This window comes from Psychrobacter sp. CX14, assembly GCF_057396205.2.
The window spans coordinates 405029-425070 of record NZ_CM183187.1; the positions used below are offsets into that span (position 1 = coordinate 405029).

Consider the following 20042-nt stretch of genomic DNA (forward strand, 5'->3'; position numbering starts at 1 on the left):
GCGTCTTTACGCATTTATTTTTGCGTGAAACAATGACGCAGTTTATATCAGCAAGACAAAGACTGATACGTAACGCCTTATAATCGGCAATACTGCCCTTCACATTCCTCAGTATTGTCATACCAAGACCCAAATTTAGTACGTTTTCTACAAAGCTCGGTCTGATTGTTATCAATAGTCCGTGGGCCCACTAACACGAGCTCCGATGTTGTGTGGGCTGCGTATTTTGGGATTGGTATCGTTATGATGGCATAAATAGGTAGTGTACCTGGGATGCTGTTGACCCCGTTAACGGTGACATTGTTCAAGGTTGGACTGCTATGGATAACCCAATTAAGGAATTTAAATTATGAGTGTAGAGTCAAAGTCAGCAGGGTCATCCCCTGAGCTAGAAGCTTTAGACAACGGGTTTATGGGACACCCTCAGCCCTTGAAGTCATTGTTTTTTACTGAAATGTGGGAGCGTTTTTCTTACTATAGTATTCGCCCCTTATTGATATTATTTATGGTCGCTGCCATGAGTGATGGTGGTTTGGGATTTGATGATTCCTCCGCATCTGCTATTTATGGTATTTTTGCCGGTACGTTATATCTTGCAGCCGTTCCTGGTGGGTGGCTTGCCGATAACTGGCTGGGTCAAGAGCGTGCCTTATGGTGGGGCAGTATTATTATTGCCTTGGGGCACTTATGTATTGCACTGTCAGCTGTGTTTGGAGTGACGTTATTCTTCGTCGGTCTAATCTGTATCGTACTTGGTGTGGGTCTATTTAAAACCTGTATTTCGGTGATGGTCGGTGCATTATATCCTGAAGGCGACAGCCGACGTGATGGCGGCTTTACCTTGTTCTATATGGGTATCAACATCGGTGCCTTAGTCGCTGCACTAATCGTCGGTATCTTCCAAGAGCGTCAAATGTGGCACGTTGGCTTCGGCGTGGGTGGTATCGGTATGTTGGTGTCATTATTGACCTACCGCTTTGCTGCCAGAAAGAATTTAGATCGCTTCTTTCGCGCCAAAGGCAAAGTTGCTGAATGGGACCGCCCAAAAAGCAATCACAAAAACATTGGTCTTTGGGTCGGGGTATTCTTAGCGGCATTAGCGGCACTGGTTGTGGTCATTGCGACAGGTATCCTGCCGTTTAATCCGAGTATTGTGGCCGAGTATATGACCTATATCATCGCCGGTATGGTTGTCTTGTATTTTGCTTATATGTTCCTCTCACCGAAGCTTGATAAAACTGATAAGTTACGTCTGTTAATTTGTTTCTTGCTAATCATCGGTTCGACTTTATTCTGGTCAAGCTTTGAGCAGCAGCCAACCTCGTTTAACTTATTTGCAGACCGTTATACTGACTTGAATGTGATGGGCTTTACCATTCCAAGTATCTGGTTCCAATCATTAAACCCTATCTTTATTTTGCTACTTGCCCCGATTGTCAGCATCATTTGGGTGAAATTAGGCAGCCGTGGTATTGAGCCAAACAGTATGGCAAAATTCGCCTTAGGTATGTTATTGGCTGCGGCAGGCTTTGCGGTGATGACCTTTGCTGCCAAAGCGGTAGTAGCAAACCCAGGCACTTTGGTATCGCCATTATGGTTAACAGGTAGCTTGTTATTATTAACCTTAGGTGAACTGGCACTGAGCCCTGTGGGTCTATCATCGATGACCAAACTTGCGCCAAAAGGCATGCAAGGTCAGATGATGGGTCTGTTCTTTACCTCTTATGCGATGGGTAACTTAGTGGCCGCATTCTTCGGCGGTCATGTATCAGCCGATACTATTGATGGCTTACCAGACTTATTCACCACTATGGTTATCTTCTTGGTAGTGACAGCCTTGGTATTATTGGCCGTCTCTAAACCGGTTAGAGCTATGCTTGATCGCAGTGAAGCCGAAGACAAGCGCCGAGAAACTATTTAATAGCTCATTGCATTGTTTTATAAATAAGTTTTAAGCTGTTTTTTAAGCAAAATACTAAGCTGCTTACTAACTGAAAACGGTTCTATAAATCAAACGTGTTACCATAATCGGTAGCACGTTTTTTAATGTTTAAAATCAGTGCAAACAACACAATCTAGAGCAGACACGCTCCTTTTATAACAACAAACCGCATATCTTAATTATTCAAATCTTATTAGTTAAGCCCATCTAAGAGGCGCTTTATCAGAGGAATATTATGAGTAAATCTATTATCCAACAGCGTATTAGCAAACTACGTGACGTTCTCAAAAACAACGACATTACCGCTATTATTGTCCCTTCTGCCGATCCGCACTTATCAGAATATCTGCCTGAATATTGGCAAGGTCGCCAGTGGTTATCAGGTTTTACCGGTTCGGTCGGTACTTTGGTAGTGACACAAGACTTTGCAGGGTTGTGGACCGATAGCCGTTACTGGGTACAAGCAGCGGATCAATTGGCAGATACCGGTATCAGCTTACAAAAACTGCAAAAAGGTCAGCCCAATCATGCCGACTGGCTGGCTGCGAACCTAAAAGTAGGCGATAGCGTGGCCATTGATGGCAATGTCTTGTCATTGGCTGAGCAAGATCGATTATTAGATGCCTTTGAAGAGGCGGCTGAGGGTGAAGACGACGGTATTCGTCTCATCACTGAGCAAGATTTATTAAACGAATTATGGGATGATCGTCCGGCACTACCAAGTGCCAAATTATACGCTCATGATGAACAGTTTTTATCACAATCTGCCAAAGACAAACTGGCTGACGTGCGCGCACAAATGCAAGAGATTAGCGCCAGTCATCATTTGATTTCAAGCTTAGATGACATCGCTTGGTTGACTAACTTACGGGGTAATGACGTTGACTATAATCCGATTTTCTTAGCGCATATGCTTATCGATGCCGACAAAGCCACACTATATGTGGACACCCAAAAGGTAGATGCTAATATTGCTAAGCTGCTTGAGCAGGCGGGTATTGAGGTCGCTGAATACGACCAAATTCAGACTGCGCTAAGCGCTCTGACTCCAGAAGACTTATTATTATTAGATCCTAACAAAGTCGCTGTGGGTACGTTAAATGATTTAGGCGATGACATTGCCATGGTCGAGCACATGGCGCCAAGCACCTTATTAAAATCAGTCAAGTCTGATGCCGATATTGAGCATGTGCGTGAAGCGATGCGTCAAGATGGTGCCGCATTGTGTGAGTTCTTCTCAGAATTTGAAACACGTTTAACTAAAGGTGAGCGTCTCAGCGAGCTAGATGTCGATACGATGTTAATCGACGTACGTAGCAAGCAGCCACATTATATATCACCAAGCTTCCCAACCATTGCAGGCTATAATGAAAATGGCGCACTGCCGCATTATCGTGCCACCGAAGACAAGTTCAGCTACCTTGATGGCGATGGTTTATTATTGATTGACTCAGGTGCCCAGTATCAAAACGGTACCACTGATATCACCCGTGTGGTCGGTATCGGTAATGTCACAGATGCGCAAAAACGCGACTTTAGTATTGTGTTAAAAGCACATATTGCCTTGGCAAAAGCCTGTTTCCCAGACGGGATTGCCTCTCCGTTAATTGATGCCATTTGCCGTGCGCCATTATGGCAAGCACAGATGGATTATGGTCATGGTACCGGTCATGGCGTGGGTTACTTCTTAAACGTGCATGAAGGTCCGCAAGTTATCGCTTACAGTGCAACCACGCCAAAAGAGCGTGCGATGAAAGTGGGTATGATTACCAGTAATGAGCCAGGCTTATATCGTGAAGGTCGTTGGGGTATTCGTATTGAAAACTTGGTTGTCAATCAGCCTGTGCCTAATCCTGTAGAGACTGAGTTCGGTGATTACCTACATTTTGAAACCATTACTTTATGCCCAATAGATACCCGCCTAGTTGATAAAAGCGTTTTAAACCAAGAAGAAATTGATTGGTTGAATGACTATCATAGCCATGTTTTCAACGAGCTAAAAGGCCGTGTTGAAGGTGAGGCGCTTAACTGGTTAACTGAGCGCACGAAAGCGATTTAAGACCTTTTAATTTAGACCCCTTTAAGCGTATATTGAGTATGAGCAAACCCCTCTTTTAGCGATCTAAAAGAGGGGTTTTATTTAATAATATAATTTATATATTCCAATAAGTTTTATGTAAGTATTTAATTAGTCGGTATTCATTATGAGTCAAATTATTTATTGTAAGAATAACTCTTAAAAGGCTGGCTAAATTCTCGGAGAATTCATATGACTCACTCAAGTAATAAAGACCTAACTCACAACCAAGTGGTGGACAGACAATTTGGCTCACAAGCAGAAGCGTATTTAAACAGCAGTGTACATGCACAAGGGCAAGAGTTTGGCTTAGTCGAAGAGGTAGTACGCCAATATGACAATGCCAAGGTATTGGATTTAGGCAGCGGCGCCGGACATATCAGCTTTTATGCTGCACCGCATGCCCAAAGCGTCATCGCCTATGACTTATCGGAAGATATGCTCAAAGTAGTGGCAGATTCTGCACAGCAAAAGGCTTTTAATAACATCACTACCCAAAAAGGTGTGGCAGAATCTCTACCGTTTGATGACAACAGCTTCGATGTGGTAGTGAGCCGTTTTTCTGCGCACCATTGGCAGGATGTGCCACAAGCGCTGCGAGAGATGCGCCACGTGTGTCAGCCAAATGGCACGGTAATGATGATTGATGTAATGGCGCCGCCAAGTCCGATTTGCAATACCTTTTTACAAACCATTGAGATACTGCGTGACAACAGTCATGTGCGTGATTATTCGGTGGCTGAATGGCAAACGATGTTTAGTCAGGCAGGGCTTAAGGTCAATCGTATGCAGACCCATAAGCTACTGTTAGAGTTTAATAGTTGGATAACACGTATGCGCACCCCCGAGCATTATGTGACGGCAATCCATGCTCTACAGCACAGCATTGGTCAAGAAGCGAAAGACTATTTTAATGTGCAGCCGGATGGATCGTTTACCACGGATGTAGTCACGTTAATAGCTGGAAAATTGGATTAAACCAGTTTATTCAGCCAAAAGGGTTATTTTTACGGAGTAATTTTGAGCACATGAACCGTACCTACCTTTAAGAGTCAGAATGTTGATAAGAGGATTAGCGGCGTGCGGTGTTAGCGATAACGTAACCTACCAAATAGTTTAATAAGATACCATTTTTAATGGTGCGCGTGGCGACACCCTACACATCGTGCAAGGTGTATGGATTGGTGTTTTGCTTTGAATGTGGCTAAAGGAGTTCGAGTTAAGGCTACTGGTTTTGGTCGTGTGGAATGAAATGTAGAAAATGCCTTAAAAGCCATTAATGATATTAATCCTAGTGCGCGTATGTTCAAAATAGATTTACCATCTACGAGAGCAAAAAGACTTTTTGAAATTTTAGCCTTCAAACTGATACAGCAACCACTTAATGAGTAAGCTGCTGATAAAATTCTCTATAAAAACGCCTATCAATGATGTTTTGATTGACATTAGTTGTGGTTATTTACCTGTTTTACGCACATAGCGATATTGATGGTATATAGTCGACCAGTTGCCAAAGAAGAGCGGTAAGTCATGCCATGGACAGCCAATGCGTATGCAGTAGAACAATCGGCAATAAATAGTTCAATGAGTCTGGTTTGTTTGTACCAACTTAATCTACTCTTTCTCATAGGGCTATATTTACAGAGTCTATCGCTTTGACAGTCTCTGTAAAAAACTCACGAAGTTGACAGAGTCAAGAATAAAAACCTTGCTCATTTAACCACTCTGTAGCATAGTACAAACTAACTTGAATTAATGGATTAAAACTTGTTATGAAACATATCAGATTGAATATAGGGTTTTAATGGGTAATTTATGTATACAACCCTATTTGAATTGTCACTTTTAAGCCTAATAGCATCAATATTTACAGCAGCGGTCGGTCTTGGCGGAGGCCTTTTTCTGTTAGCCGTATTACCCATATTTTTACCTGCTAATGCAATAATTGCTGTACATGGTGCTGTGCAATTATCAAGCAATACAAGTAGATTTATTTTTGGTATCAAGGACGCTGTCAAAAACCCTATATTAATTTTTTTTATAGGCGCACTAATTGGCTCTTTATTAGGATATTCTCTTGTAAACTATATTAATTCAGCTTTAATACCATTACTAACTAGTATTTTTATCTTAATAATTTTATGGATTCCATTAGGTAAATTGATAAAAAAGATACCTGGCAAATATTTGACATTAGGTATTTTTCAGACCTCAATATCTCTATTTGTAGGAGCAACAGGACCTTTAAGTGCATCGGTTCTAATTAGTGATGGTTATAAACCAAATCAAGTGATTGTCACAAACTCTGGGATAAACACCATACTAAATCTTTTAAAAACCATTTTATTTTTCTTAATTGGATTTAATTTTTATGATTATATTTTTGAAATATTTTTTATGTGCATATTTGCAATAGTAGGCTCAAAAATAGGTACAGCATTTAGAGGAAAAATTAAAGAAAATTATGCAAAAGTGTTTCTAAGATGGCTAGTTACTATAATCTGCATCAGACAGATATATGTTTTTTTTAATTAACTTTAGTTATGTATAAATTGACGCCCAAACTGCTATTGTAATTGCGTTTAGGTTCAATTTACTGTTTGAACTAAAGGTTTTATAGGCAGGTATGTGTTACGATTTGTATTTCCGTATAATTTTTTTTGGTTATTTTTAGAACTATTTTTCATATTAGACCTTGCTTCAAATCAGTAAAATACTAAGGTTGTGTAGAGCGACTTTATAATAGCAAATTTTGCGACATAAAATGTACAAAGTATCGGACATCTTAGTCACCGTAATAATGATTGATGTAATGGCGCCGCCAAGTCCGATTTGCGATACCTTTTTACAAACCATTGAGATACTGCGTGACAACAGTCATGTGCTTGATTATTCGGTGGCTGAATGGCAAACGATGTTTAGTCAGGTGGGGCTTAAGGTCAATCTTATGCAGACCCATAAGCTACTGTTAGAGTTTGATAGTTGGATAACACGTATGCGCACCCCCGAGCATTATGTGACGGCAATCCAGGCTCTACAGCACAGCATTGGTCAAGAAGCGAAAGACTATTTTAATGTGCAGCCGGATGGCTCGTTTACCACGGATGTAGTCACGTTAATCGCAGCAGTGTAGTCAAATTACCCTAGATTAAAAACAAAAAAAGCGGTGTCTGTTTAACAGATACCGCTTTTTATCGCTTACTTACTTTAGAGTTATATAGTAAGAGAAGTCTAAAATGGTTACAAGGCAACCGAGTGCAAGTACTACAAATATAGGCTTAGCGAGGTTAACGTCGTAACCGTTTAGCCGTTTGCTGACTATACGAGATGATTAGCCTTTTTTAGCCACATAGGTCACAAACTTATAGCTTAAACCATTTTCTTCATCCGTGAATGACTCAGACTCATCAACCTTTTCAAAGTCAGCGGGAATTTCAGGGTAAAAAGCATCACCATCTTCAATCTCAGTATCGACGATAGTCAACTCAAGACGATCGGTAAACATCATCGCATTTTTAAATACTTTCTCACCGCCAATAACCCAAATGGTCTCAAACTTTAGACCATGTGCCACATTAGCCGCATGAGTCAAAGCGTCATCTAAATTATGCACTACGTGCACATCCTTTAGACCTTCTAAGCCTTTTTTACTAGCGTAATCCATCTGGGTGCTGATAATAAAGTTGACACGTTTTGGCAATGGCTTGCTGCCCATAGACTCAAACGTCTTACGCCCCATAATGACAATGCCTTTTAAGCCGCTGTCTACATAGGCATCGGTTTCTGCCGTTGTCATAGCCTTAAAGTGCTTTAAGTCTTCGGAGATATGCCAAGGTAACTCGTTGTTCTTACCGATACAGCGGTTATTACTGATGGCAGCGATTTGGGCAACCTGGGTGTGGGCGTAGCTCATGAGAATGTCCTTTAACTAATGAGAATATTAGGTCGAATAACAAAAGGTGTATGTCTTAGTTTAATAGTACTGTCTTGCTTGATATTGATATTGATATAAGCCTATGGATTACACAGCGACCGGTGCTTTAATCGCTGGATGTGACTGATAGCCTTCAATACGAATATCATCAAATTTAAAGTCAAAAATATCTTTTACTTCTGGATTTAACCACAGTTTTGGCAGCTCATAAGGAGTGCGCGATAGTTGCTCGTTAACCTGTTCGATGTGGTTTTGATACAGGTGACAATCACCGCCACTCCAAATAAATTCGCCCACTTCTAAATCGCAAACCTGCGCAATCATATGGGTTAGTAGCGAGTAGCTAGCGATGTTGAACGGTACGCCTAAGAATAAGTCTGCTGAGCGTTGATACAACTGGCAAGACAATTTGCCATCAGCCACAAAGAATTGAAATAGGGTATGACAAGGGGGTAGGGCAACTTGGTTTGCTTCAGCAGGATTCCAGCCTGAAACAATCAAACGACGTGAGTTTGGATTATTCTTGATTTGCTCAATCACCTCACTAATCTGGTCAACACCGTCTTGATTATAGCTACCATCGCTATTTTTACTGGCACCATAATTACGCCACTGATGGCCATATACCGGACCCAATTCACCTTCAGGACGACCAAAACGTGCGGTCTGCTCTGCGGTTGACCATTCATTCCAAATACGTACGCCATTATCTTGTAAGTATTTGACATGAGTATCGCCATTTAAAAACCAAAACAGCTCATGAGTAATTGACTTCATGTGTACTTTTTTGGTAGTTAATAAGGGAAATCCATCGCTTAAATCAAAGCGCATTTGAGCGCCAAAATGACTGCGTGTTCCAGTACCAGTGCGGTCGCCCTTTTCGGTACCATGATCACGCACATAGCGAATTAAATCTAGATAAGCGGCTTCGTTTTTGGTCATTATCATAGTCATGTATCAAATAGTTATGAGGTGAGAGAGTCGATTACAATTTAGACTGCTGCCATTTATTGGGCTAGTTGATGCCAGTTAAATGGCTGTTTAGATATCAGTTGGGCTGAGCGATGACTCAGCCAAAACGGTCAAGCTAAACAATAGAATTATGGGGATGGTTTTTTGGTTTACGAGTAAATAATATCAGTAACTGGCTTATGAGGGAGTCGCATATTTGCCCCAATCATAAACTTGGTTACGATATGCCAGCACCATTAATACTAGGCCAATCAATATCATAGGTAGTGTGTATAACTGACCTTTACTCATCCAGCCCATAAATAGCTCATATCCTGGGTCGGGCTGACGGAAGAACTCAATAACAAAGCGGCTAATGCCATAACACAGCATGAACAAAGCAGTCACTGCCATACGTGGACGTGGTTTCGATGAGAACCACCAGACCAAGATAAAGGTTAATAAGCCCTCAGCAAATGCCTCATAAAGCTGTGAGGGGTGACGCGGCAGTAGGTAATTACCATTTACCTGCGTCATTAATGTTTGCATGGTGGGATTGGTGGTAATCAAGGCAGAATCAAATTGTGCTGCTTGCGGAAAATAAGTTAACCAACTATAGCCGCCGTCAGATACACGCCCCCAAAGCTCGCCATTGATATAGTTACCTATACGGCCAAATAATAGGCCTGTCGGTACACAAGGCACAATAAAATCAAGCACGTTAAAGATGGGCTTTTTGTACTTTCTAGCGAAATACAACATGGCCAGTGCCACACCGACAAAGCCGCCATGGAAAGACATGCCGCCTTCCCACACCTTAAACAGATAGGTAGGGTTATTTAATAATTCGCTAAACTGATACAGCAGGACGTAGCCAATACGGCCACCCAAGATGACACCGAGTGCGCCAAAGAACACCAAGTCTGAAACCATCTCAGTGGTCCAGCCTTCACGTTTGCTACTGCGATACCACGCTAATCCATAAGCGGCAGCGAAGGCCAGTAAATACATAAAACCGTACCAATGAACTTGGATCGGGCCCAGTGATAAAGCAACAGGATCAAATTGAGGATGAATCATCATGAGTGAAGTCTACATAGTTATTTGATGTGGCTCATAATAGCAAAAATTAGTCACAAGCACATTACCAATCAATTGTATTTAGATACGGTAATACAGCGCCATTACGAATTAGGCACAATAAAGCCGAGCGTTTAAAGGCTCGGCTTATGACACTATAAATAAAGTTTGGTGTTAAATTAAATTTAGATAGCCACCAACTCTTGAATGTTATTTTCTGCCATCATAGCACCTCTACCACTGGCAACCACTTGTCCACGCGATAAGACGGTGTAGTTATCGGCAAGCTCTTCGGCAAACTCATAGAACTGCTCGACTAATACAATAGCCATATTGCCCTTACGCCCCAAGTCTTGAATAACCCGCCCAATGTCTTTGATGATAGAGGGCTGAATGCCTTCAGTCGGCTCATCTAAAATTAGTACTCTTGGCTCGGAGGCGAGGGCACGAGCAATGGCAAGCTGCTGCTGTTGGCCGCCCGATAAATCCCCCCCACGGCGGTGTTTCATTTCATCAAGCACAGGAAAAATATCATACAAATGAGTCGGGACTTTGCTGGCTTTGCGATGACCAAATTTTGCCATACCGATTAAGATATTCTCCTCAACAGTTAAGGTAGAAAAAATATCACGCCCTTGTGGGACATAAGCGAGACCTGAACGAACACGCTGCTCAGGAGACAGTTTGCTGATGTCTTTGCCGTCTAATAAGATTTGTCCGGATTTAATCGGTAAGATTCCCATTAAGCATTTAAGTAGCGTGGTTTTGCCGACACCATTGCGCCCAAGCACCACGCTACACTCACCAATGGGCGCGGTTAATGTCACATCACGTAAGATGTGACTGCCGCCGTAATATTGATTTATGGCCTTAACTTCTAACATATTCATATCCTGCTCTAAATGTGACGGGCTGCTATTGAGTCAATGTTTATTCTTATTAACCTAATTAGACCAACTAACCTAACGACCTAGGTAAGTTTCAATAACCGCTTCATTGGCTTGCACCTCGGCAAGTGTACCTTCTGCTAAAATAGCGCCGTTGGCCAATACCGTAACCTTCTCGCTAATAGCATCGATAAAGGTCATATCGTGCTCAACCACGACTAAGGTATGGTTCTTCTTAAGGCGTAGACACAGCTCAGCGGTGTGTTCGGTTTCGGCATCAGTCATGCCGGCGACAGGCTCATCAAGTAAGATAAGCTTTGGGCTTTGCATGAGTAACATCCCAATCTCTAGCCACTGCTTTTGACCATGAGATAACAGCCCAGCTGGCTTATGAAGCATGTCTTTTAAACGGATTTGTTCAAGTGTTGAATCAAGGGTATTCTGTGTATCGGCATCAACTTTAGTAAACCAGCTTTTTGAAACCCGTTTGTCTTTAGGCGCTGCAAGCATCAAGTTATCAAGTACCGTAAAGTTTTCAAACACCGTTGGTTTTTGAAACTTACGACCGATACCCGCTTCGGCGATCTCTTCAGTAGACAGCTTCGATAAATCATGAACCTGACCAAAAAATGCAGTGCCTTCAGTAGGACGAGTTTTCCCTGTAATGACATCCATTAAGGTGGTTTTACCCGCGCCATTAGGGCCAATGATGCAGCGTAACTCGCCTTCTTCAATATATAAAGATAAGTTGTTAAGGGCTTGAAACGAGTCAAACCACACGCTAACTTCTTCCAAATACAGTGCAATCCCATGGCTCATATCTGGCCCTGACTTAGGTTTAGGATGCGCTAAGCCATCGCTATCGCCGTAGTCTTCTGCCAACGTTGTCACTGGGTTGTTATGAGTCGCTGATGGGTGAGTATCTACTGTCACATTATTCGCTACAGGAGTAGAGTCTATGCTATGCGTAGATGTCGTTGCAGTTCTAGCACCTTCTTGATTTAATTCTTGATTTGAAGACGCTTTCTTAGGTGATTTTAATAAATGGTCTGTTTTAGTTGGCTGTGCCACAGTCGTATCCGTCGTTGAATCAATAGATTGTTTTGGCATTATTCTTTTTCCTTCTTAAAGCGGTCGAGTAGGCCAATAATGCCATTCGGCATAAATAAGGTAACGACAACAAATAACCCACCTAAGATAAGTAACCAAAATTCGGGATAGGCAACCGTAAAGTAGGTTTTAATGGCATTGACCGCGCCAGCACCAACAATGGCACCGATCAAGGTTCCACGGCCACCAGCAGCTACCCATACCGCCATCTCAATGGAGTTAACAGGGTTCATCTCGCCTGGATTAATGATGCCGACTTGGGGCACATATAAGGCCCCAGCGATACCGGCGATCACCGCAGACAATACCCAAGCAGATAGCTTGTACCAAAGCGTACGATAACCCAAATATTGCAAGCGATTTTCACTATCACGAATGGCGCCAAGCACACGGCCATAAGGCTGATTCATTAAATATCGCAGACCGACATAAGACAGCAGTAAGGCAAGTGCGGTAGTAAAGCACAGCATGGCACGGGTTGATGACGCAGTGATGTCATAGCCCAAAAGCGTGGTAAATCCGGTAAATCCATTGTTGCCACCAAAGCCCGTTTCGTTACGGAAGAACAGCAGCGCCGCGGCGTAGGTCATGGCTTGGGTGATAATGGAGAAATAAACACCTTTAATTTTTGAGCGAAAGGCAAAGAAACCAAAGATAAAGGCAATCAGCCCAGGTACAAGCACCACCAGTGCTATTGACCACCAGAAGTTTTGCGTTCCGGCCCAGTACCATGGCATTTCTGTCCAACTTAAAAACCGCATAAAGTCAGGCAATCCCGCGCCAGCAGTTTCCCTTGTTAAGTACATGCCAAAGGCATAGCCGCCAAGCGCAAAGTATAGGCCGTGACCAAGACTTAAAATACCGGCATAGCCCCAAACCAAGTCTAGCGCCAAAGCCACCATGGCCAGTGCCATGATTTTGCCAATTAAAGTAATCCAGTAAGCTGATAAATGCAGGCTTGAGCTTTCAGGCATTAAATGCAGCCAAGGTAGTATCAGCAGTACTAAGAAACACAGCCCAATAAGAATAGAGTTACGCGGTGAATCAGATAATAGTTGAGTAATACGCATGAGGTTCTCCTTAATCCACAAAGCGGCCTTTGAGGGCGAATAAACCTTGTGGACGTTTCTGAATAAACAGAATCACAAGAACCAGTAACACAATCTTAGCCATCACAGCACCAATGCCAATTTCAAGCACCGTACCACTCACGCCAAGACCTAAAGCTGCCAATACAGCGCCCCATACTTGTCCAACACCACCAACGACAACGACTAAGAAGGCATCAATAATATAAGTCTGACCTAAGTCAGGACCGACGTTACCCACTTGAGCCAATGCGCAACCAGCAAGTCCTGCTAGCCCTGAACCAAGTCCAAAAGCGAGCATATCGATGCGGGCAGAAGGGATGCCTACGGCACGCGCCATTTGGCGGTTTTGAGTCACTGCGCGCACAAACAAACCAAAGCGGGTTTTGTTCAGTAAATACACCAGTAGCGCCAATACAATCACGGTAAAACCGATAATAGCGATACGGTTATATGGCAGTGATAAGCTTGAGGACACCTGATAAGCACCGCTTAACCAGTCAACGTTACTCACTTCAACGTTTTGTGCGCCAAAGATCATACGCACTAATTGCATCAGAATGAGACTGACACCGAAGGTCGCCAGTAAGGTCTCAAGCTCACGACCATACAGAGGACGAATCACGATACGCTCGATAATCATGCCAATAATGGCACTGACTAAAAAGGCAACAGGGATGGCTGCGACTAAATACCAGCCTGCCATACCCGGTAGATACGCTTGAAATAAATTTTGCACCACATAAGTGGCGTAAGCGCCAATCATAATAAGCTCACCATGCGCCATATTAATGACACCTAGTAAGCCAAAGGTGATGGCAAGACCAAGAGCGGCTAAAAGCAAGATACTGGCGGTACTCATACCGGTAAATAAATGACCTGTCCAAGTGCTTACTTTAATGCGATTGGCAACACTGCTCTCAGCTGCCACTAAGGCACTTTTTAACGCAGGATCTAAATTGTCAGCAGTAAGGGCAGATTGAATATCGACTAGGACTTGCGGGCTGTCGCTATCAGCCAGCTCATTAACGGCCGCAATTTTAGTGGCGAGATTGCCATCTCTAAAATTGATACGAGCTTGCAGGTCGGCAAGCGCCTCTTGCACCTTGCCATTATCTTCTTTAGCAGCGGCGGCTGTAATCGTCGCAGGGTCGACTTGATCTATATTGTCAGATAAAATCTCTACTGCTTGTAAACGCTGAGCGGTATTGTCAGATGCAAGCTTGACCTTAGCTTGACCAAAGGTCAATGCTGAACGCAATGCATTGGTCAGTGTAATTTGTGATAAATCGCTAGGCCATTCGCTAGTTTCTTGTTTATCAGGATAAGTGAATAATTGATCGTCACTATTGAGTAGATAAGTCTGACCGCCATTACCTTGATACAGCTCATCTTTACTAATCAGCTCAACTAACGTATCTAAGCTTTCAGCTGTTCCAGGCCAGTTATTTAACATCGCTTGACGTTGAGCAAAATCAGCGGCGACAAACTGCTCAATGGCATCACCTGAGCTCGCAATCGGGTTATCCAAGGCTGCTGGCGTGGTTAGAGAGTGCTCATTTTGATCCTGCAAGGAGTCACCATCAGTATTTACGATTTGTGAGGTGGCAGTCACCGTATCCGCTACTGCGGATGTCTGCTCAGCGTGCGCAGGCACCAATAAGGTAAGGTAAGTGACAAAAAACAAAGGCAGCCACGCTAAAAAGCGGAAAAACCGTGTTATCAGCAACGGCTGCCTCTTATACGAGGGCTCTGCTATTGAGCGTGAGATATGGCGCGGCATATGCGGCTCCTTAATGAGAATAGTATGATGTTCGACAAACCCTTGATGTCTAACCTTCTTTGATATAGAGGGGTCTAATCATAAAGAGATGACGTATACAGCAAGGGTTTATGGAAAATAGCCAAGTAATAAAATTGTCGGTTATTAATAGTTTGTTATAAATCGTATTGACATAAGACGCTACTATGAAAGGTTACTATGAAACGCTAAAACGAAGCGTTAAAACAAAAAGCTGAGATAAAAGGTGGCGGTGAAAAGAGGAAGTAAACTTCCTCTTTTATTGTCCTCTATTGACCTTAGTCTTTTACAAGTTGCCACTCATATCAATTTTGCGTCATTTATACGGGTGACCAATTTAAGTTACTTATATGAGTTATTTAGGAATGTACTGACTCCAAGGCTCGGCACGGATTACCTCTGGCGTTTTACTAATCACATCAAACTGACCATCAGCACGTATTTGACCAATCATGACCGGCTTCCATAAGTGATGGTTTTCTTCATCCATTTTCAAAGTATAACCAGAAGGGGCATCGAACGTTTGACCGCCCATGCTGATACGTACTTTATCCACATCAGTTGTACCTGCTTTCTCAACTGCTTGTTTCCACATATTGATACCCACATAAGTGGCTTCCATAGGATCGTTGGTTACTACTTTGTCAGCATTAGGGAGCTTATGATCCAAGGCGTACTTTTTATATTTTTTGGTAAAGTCGCTATTAACTGGGTTTTTAACCGACATAAAGTAGTTCCACGCTGCCAAATGCCCTTGTAACAAGCTGGTATCGATACCGCGTAGTTCTTCTTCCCCTACTGAGAATGCCATTACTGGGATATCAGACGCTTTGATACCTTGGTTGGTAAGCTCACGGTAAAATGGTACGTTTGAGTCACCATTAATGGTAGAGATGACCGCTGTCTTTTTACCCGTAGAGAAGTTCTTAATGTTACCGACGATAGTCTGATAGTTGCTAAAGCCAAATGGGGTATACTCTTCCATGATGTCTTCATCTGCGACGCCTTTAGACTTCAAGAAGGCGCGTAAAATCTGATTGGTGGTACGCGGATACACATAATCGGTACCCAAAAGCACGAAACGCTCAGCACTACCGCCCTCAGGGCTCATTAAGTACTCAACAGCAGGGATGGCCTGCTGGTTAGGCGCTGCGCCGGTATAGAAGATGTTTTCTGATTGTTCTTGGCCTTCGTACTGTACAGGGTAGAACATTAAGCCGTTTAATTCTTCAACAACCGGTAGTACTGATTTACGTGATACTGAAGTCCATCCGCCAAAGATAACGTCTACTTTATCTTGAGTTAATAGCTGGCGGGCTTTTTCCGCAAATAATGGCCAGTCTGACGCAGGGTCAACTACAACTGCTTCTAGCTGTTTGCCTAAAACACCACCATTGGCATTGATTTCGTCAATGGTCATTAGCGCCGTGTCTTTTAAAGAGGTTTCTGAGATGGCCATGGTGCCAGATAAGGAGTGCAAAATACCTACTTTAATAGTATCGCCATTGGCTGCAGGGGTAGGAGTTGTCTCGGTGCTGGTTTCTGTTTCAGCAGGGGTGGTCTCCGCAGTGGTTTCTGCAGGTTTTTGGCAGCCAATCAGGCTTAAGCTTCCGACTATCGCAACGGCTAAAACAGATAAACGTGATGACACACCAGTTTTAGTAGTGCGAGGCACTAGGGCAGGTACAGTGGCTAATAAAGACATAAATTTCTCCAAGAGTAAAATAACAGCTGTGTAAGCTGAGGTAATATAAAGTTACTAACTGTTATTAATGTTTCAATAATTGTGCCAACCTTAATTGATTAAATTTGCACCAATTTTGTTCTTATTGACATAAATAGGTTTATTTTTGCCCTAAAATAGACTATTTATTTTACCTACACGATAAAATTATGTTTTTTATGTATTAAAAATGAGCATAAATAGAACCATTTGATTTAAAACTTAAACCAAAGACCGATTTGTTATTAATAATTTTCATTAAAAAAAGGAAATCTAATGTGTATAGCGGCTATTGCGTGGCAATTATTCGATGAGATGCCATTAGTGCTGTTGTCTAACCGCGATGAATTTTTGGCACGACCAACCACAGCAGCCCATCAGTGGGCAGATGAACCAATCTATGCCGGTCGTGATAATAAAAGTGGCGGAACCTGGCTTGGCGTGCACCAACAAAGCACAAAGGGAGAAATAGTCAATCAGAACGGGCGATGGGCAGCGGTGTTAAATTTTCGAGATGGCGTACAAGCGAGCGAAAACCAACGCTCTCGAGGCGAGCTGGTAACTAATTTTTTAACTAGTGACTTATCGCCACTTGCGTTTGCCCGTCAGCTTGATCTACAAGCCTACGCAGGATTTAATCTTATTGTTGGTGATACCCAGCAAGCAGTGATCGTCAATAACCGAGGCTATCCACCGACGCCGTTACACAGTGGTCTTCATATTATCTCAAACGGTCAGCCAGACAGTGAGTGGTTTAAATCTGAGCATTTGCGCGGCCGAGTACGCCAAGAAGTGCTGCCTTTGATTAGTGAAAGTATTGAGTTTAAGGACGGTGACAAACACTATTGGCAAGCTGCTGCATGGCAGGTATTGTCAGATACCTTGCAAGCTCCCAGCGATCAGCTGCCTAATACGGGACTGCCAAAGTCGCTAGAGCAGGCGTTGTCCTCTATCTGTATTGATACGCCAGAGATGCCCAATTATGGCACCCGTACCCAAAGTATATTGACGATGAGTCTGGCCCCACATCTAGGTGTCAATCATGTGGCTCATTTAGTGCAGTCCAATCCAGCCACACAGACCGCATCCGCCAAGCCAGTGTTAGCGTTAGAGAGTCGTGAGTATCCCTATAGTTAGCGAACTACTAAACGGTTACAGCGTTAACCTCGTAAAGCCTACTCCCGTATTACTTGCTACTTGCACTCGGTTGCCTTGTAACCATTTTAGAGTTCTTTGACTATATAAGGGCTAAAAGGCTATGAATAGAGACAGTTAAGTTACAAAACCCATAAAAATAATGTGGTTTTAAACTTTCTTGTCATATATGAAAGGTATATTCTATTTATAGGATCGAGAGTAAAGGGAAAAAACAGTTACCTCTGACACCAAAGACCACTGTTTTGTTGATAAAAGCCAACACACAAGGAAGATATGCCATGAGCATGATGAAAACGCTAATATTCGTTGAACCAGGTAAAATTGAGCTGACAGAAAAGAAAATACCAGATATCGGCCCTAATGATGCGCTGATTAAAATTACCACGACTACCATTTGCGGTACCGATATTCATATCTATAAAGGAGAATATCCGGTTGTTCAAGGGCTGACCATTGGTCATGAACCTGTTGGGGTAATCGAGAAGCTGGGTAGTGCGGTTATGGGCTATGAAGAGGGGCAACGCGTCATTGCGGGTGCTATTTGCCCAAGCTTCACCTCATACGCCAGCCAAGATGGCTTTCCTTCACAAGATGGCGGTTATATTCAGCCAGATGGTACCTGCGCTTGTCATGGCTATAAAGCGACCGGTGGTTGGCGCTTTGGTAATATCATCGATGGTACGCAAGCAGAATACGTCTTAGTGCCAGATGCACAGGCTAACTTAGCCCCTGTGCCTGACGGGCTAACCGATGAGCAGGTGCTCATGTGCCCTGATATCATGTCAACCGGCTTTAAAGGTGCTGAAAATGCCAATATCCAAATCGGTGATATTGTGGCTGTTTTTGCCCAAGGGCCTATCGGACTATGTGCGACAGCCGGTGCTAAGCTAAAAGGTGCATCAACTATTATTGCTATTGATGGTAATAATGATCGCTTGGCAATGGCCAAAAAAATGGGCGCTGACGTCACTCTTAACTTTAAAGAAGTCGATGTGGTCGACGAGATTATGAAATTAACAGGCGGACGCGGTGTCGATAGCAGTATTGAAGCATTGGGGTTACAGTCGACCTTTGAGCAGGGACTCAAGATACTTAAGCCGGGTGGCACGTTCTCAAGCTTGGGCGTTTATTCAGAAGACTTAACCATTCCGATGGCACATTTTGCCGCTGGTCTTGGCGACCATACCATCCGTACCGCACTGTGCCCCGGTGGTAAAGAGCGTATGCGTCGTCTGATTAACGTTATTGAGTCTGGTCGTATTGATTTATCAGAAATGGTAACTCACACCTATAAGTTAGATGATATCGTTGATGCTTACGACTTATTTATGCATCAACGTGATGGTGTGTTAAAAGTGGCAATTAAGCCTTAGGGTAAGGGTTAAGTACATAGTCTGGGCTCTTGATAAGTACAAATAATTAGACATAAGCTATTAAGTGCAAAAAAGCCCGCATCACTAGATACGGGCTTTTTTAATAATAAACAACTGATCTAAACTAATTTTAAGCAGTAAAAGCAGCGATTAAACTTGCAGCAAATGATTGGTTTGCTCAGGGATAATCAACTCTTTTTTGAGGGGTAACTCGCGTGCCAGCTCTCGCAGTGCACGGCGATATACGCCTCGCTTAAAATGAACCACTTGACCGAGCGGATACCAGTAACTGACCCATTCCCAATGATCAAACTCTGGCTTTGCTGTGTCAAAGCGGATATGTTCTGTATTCGGCTCATCTAGCTGGAGCAAAAACCACTTCTGTTTTTGTCCAATACACAAAGGATGTTGCCCATGGCGAATATATCGTTTTGGTAAACGATATCTTAGCCAATTGTCTGTTGCGGCTAATAACTGAACGTGCTTAGGATATAATCCAACTTCCTCCCATAGTTCTCGATACATGGCGTCGATGGGTGTTTCCCCCGCATCAATGCCCCCTTGCGGGAACTGCCAAGAATTATGACCAACGCGTTTTGCCCATAGTACTTGTCCTTGTGTATTTGCCAAGATGATACCGACATTGGCTCTAAAGCCGTCTGCATCAATCATGACTAAAACCTTAAATTTAAAATGTTAAAATTTAATCAGCCCAATGTTTTAACAAGCACTCTTAGTATCTATTATCATTTTAATCTTCTATGAGTGTAGAAAACAGACAGACTGATAATCATTACCTCTATTAAAGCAGTAAATCAAGTTAAATGGTAATGATATTTTGATATAAAATGTTTCATAGTATCGCCTTAAAGTTTCTAACGAAAAACCAGTTAATTCATATGTTTAGTGGGTGCTGCT

At 42.8% G+C, this 20042-nt stretch carries 17 protein-coding genes; 7 read left to right on the forward strand and 10 right to left on the reverse strand.

The annotated features are described in order from the left end of the window. Window positions 1-349 precede the first annotated feature (349 nt). From AC2SLO_RS01715 to AC2SLO_RS01725, 3 genes are all read left to right on the forward strand, one after another. Entirely contained in the window at window positions 350-1921 is a 1572-nt protein-coding gene (locus AC2SLO_RS01715) for a peptide MFS transporter (RefSeq protein ID WP_486542603.1), read from the forward strand. Between the two features lie 256 nt (window positions 1922-2177). Next, entirely contained in the window at window positions 2178-4001 is a 1824-nt protein-coding gene (locus tag AC2SLO_RS01720; protein ID WP_486542601.1) for an aminopeptidase P family protein, read from the forward strand. A gap of 210 nt (window positions 4002-4211) precedes the next feature. Beyond that, window positions 4212-4997, forward strand: a complete 786-nt coding sequence (locus tag AC2SLO_RS01725) for a class I SAM-dependent methyltransferase (RefSeq protein ID WP_486542599.1) — start codon at window positions 4212-4214, stop codon at window positions 4995-4997. Window positions 4998-5474: 477 nt separating this feature from the next. On the opposite strand, the gene AC2SLO_RS01730 is transcribed toward AC2SLO_RS01725, so the two are convergent. Continuing rightward, window positions 5475-5585, reverse strand: a complete 111-nt coding sequence (locus AC2SLO_RS01730) for a transposase (protein WP_486542597.1) — start codon at window positions 5583-5585, stop codon at window positions 5475-5477. 249 nt (window positions 5586-5834) lie between these two features. On the opposite strand from AC2SLO_RS01730, the gene AC2SLO_RS01735 reads away from it, so the two are divergent. Both AC2SLO_RS01735 and AC2SLO_RS01740 read left to right on the forward strand, forming a co-directional pair. Further along, window positions 5835-6554, forward strand: coding sequence for a TSUP family transporter (locus tag AC2SLO_RS01735; protein WP_486542594.1), 720 nt, complete (start codon window positions 5835-5837; stop codon window positions 6552-6554). A 229-nt stretch (window positions 6555-6783) separates the two neighbouring features. Continuing rightward, the gene (locus AC2SLO_RS01740) at window positions 6784-7152 is read left to right on the forward strand and encodes a hypothetical protein (protein ID WP_486542592.1); all 369 of its coding nucleotides are present in this window, start codon (window positions 6784-6786) and stop codon (window positions 7150-7152) included. Between the two features lie 198 nt (window positions 7153-7350). On the opposite strand, the gene AC2SLO_RS01745 is transcribed toward AC2SLO_RS01740, so the two are convergent. The 8 genes from AC2SLO_RS01745 to urtA all read right to left on the reverse strand — a co-directional run bounded on the left by AC2SLO_RS01745 (window position 7351) and on the right by urtA (window position 16575). Beyond that, window positions 7351-7932 (reverse strand): dihydrofolate reductase, encoded by a 582-nt coding sequence (locus AC2SLO_RS01745; RefSeq protein ID WP_486542590.1) that lies wholly within the window; start codon window positions 7930-7932, stop codon window positions 7351-7353. Between the two features lie 108 nt (window positions 7933-8040). Further along, window positions 8041-8901: a thymidylate synthase gene (locus AC2SLO_RS01750; RefSeq protein ID WP_486542587.1), complete on the reverse strand. Its 861-nt coding sequence runs from the start codon at window positions 8899-8901 to the stop codon at window positions 8041-8043. A gap of 201 nt (window positions 8902-9102) precedes the next feature. Beyond that, a complete protein-coding gene (lgt, locus tag AC2SLO_RS01755) occupies window positions 9103-9987 on the reverse strand; it encodes a prolipoprotein diacylglyceryl transferase (protein ID WP_486542585.1) in 885 nt (294 codons plus the stop codon). Window positions 9988-10169: 182 nt separating this feature from the next. After that, window positions 10170-10868 (reverse strand): urea ABC transporter ATP-binding subunit UrtE, encoded by a 699-nt coding sequence (gene urtE, locus AC2SLO_RS01760; protein ID WP_486542583.1) that lies wholly within the window; start codon window positions 10866-10868, stop codon window positions 10170-10172. Window positions 10869-10946: 78 nt separating this feature from the next. Further along, the gene (urtD, locus tag AC2SLO_RS01765; RefSeq protein ID WP_486542581.1) at window positions 10947-11981 is read right to left on the reverse strand and encodes an urea ABC transporter ATP-binding protein UrtD; all 1035 of its coding nucleotides are present in this window, start codon (window positions 11979-11981) and stop codon (window positions 10947-10949) included. After that, window positions 11981-13051 (reverse strand): urea ABC transporter permease subunit UrtC, encoded by a 1071-nt coding sequence (gene urtC / locus AC2SLO_RS01770; RefSeq protein WP_486542578.1) that lies wholly within the window; start codon window positions 13049-13051, stop codon window positions 11981-11983. Before urtC ends, urtD begins: the two co-directional genes overlap by 1 nt. Before the next feature lie 10 nt (window positions 13052-13061). Continuing rightward, window positions 13062-14852: an urea ABC transporter permease subunit UrtB gene (urtB, locus tag AC2SLO_RS01775; RefSeq protein WP_486542576.1), complete on the reverse strand. Its 1791-nt coding sequence runs from the start codon at window positions 14850-14852 to the stop codon at window positions 13062-13064. 373 nt (window positions 14853-15225) lie between these two features. Beyond that, the gene (gene urtA / locus AC2SLO_RS01780) at window positions 15226-16575 is read right to left on the reverse strand and encodes an urea ABC transporter substrate-binding protein (RefSeq protein ID WP_486542574.1); all 1350 of its coding nucleotides are present in this window, start codon (window positions 16573-16575) and stop codon (window positions 15226-15228) included. A gap of 294 nt (window positions 16576-16869) precedes the next feature. Here urtA and AC2SLO_RS01785 point away from each other — a divergent pair, with 294 nt between their 5' ends. Continuing rightward, the gene (locus AC2SLO_RS01785) at window positions 16870-17730 is read left to right on the forward strand and encodes an NRDE family protein (RefSeq protein WP_486542571.1); all 861 of its coding nucleotides are present in this window, start codon (window positions 16870-16872) and stop codon (window positions 17728-17730) included. A 299-nt stretch (window positions 17731-18029) separates the two neighbouring features. After that, window positions 18030-19124, forward strand: a complete 1095-nt coding sequence (locus tag AC2SLO_RS01790; protein ID WP_486542569.1) for an NAD(P)-dependent alcohol dehydrogenase — start codon at window positions 18030-18032, stop codon at window positions 19122-19124. Window positions 19125-19274: 150 nt separating this feature from the next. Here the strand turns inward: AC2SLO_RS01790 and AC2SLO_RS01795 are convergent, their stop codons facing one another. Then, a complete protein-coding gene (locus AC2SLO_RS01795; protein WP_486542567.1) occupies window positions 19275-19796 on the reverse strand; it encodes an RNA pyrophosphohydrolase in 522 nt (173 codons plus the stop codon). Between the last annotated feature and the right edge of the window lie 246 nt (window positions 19797-20042).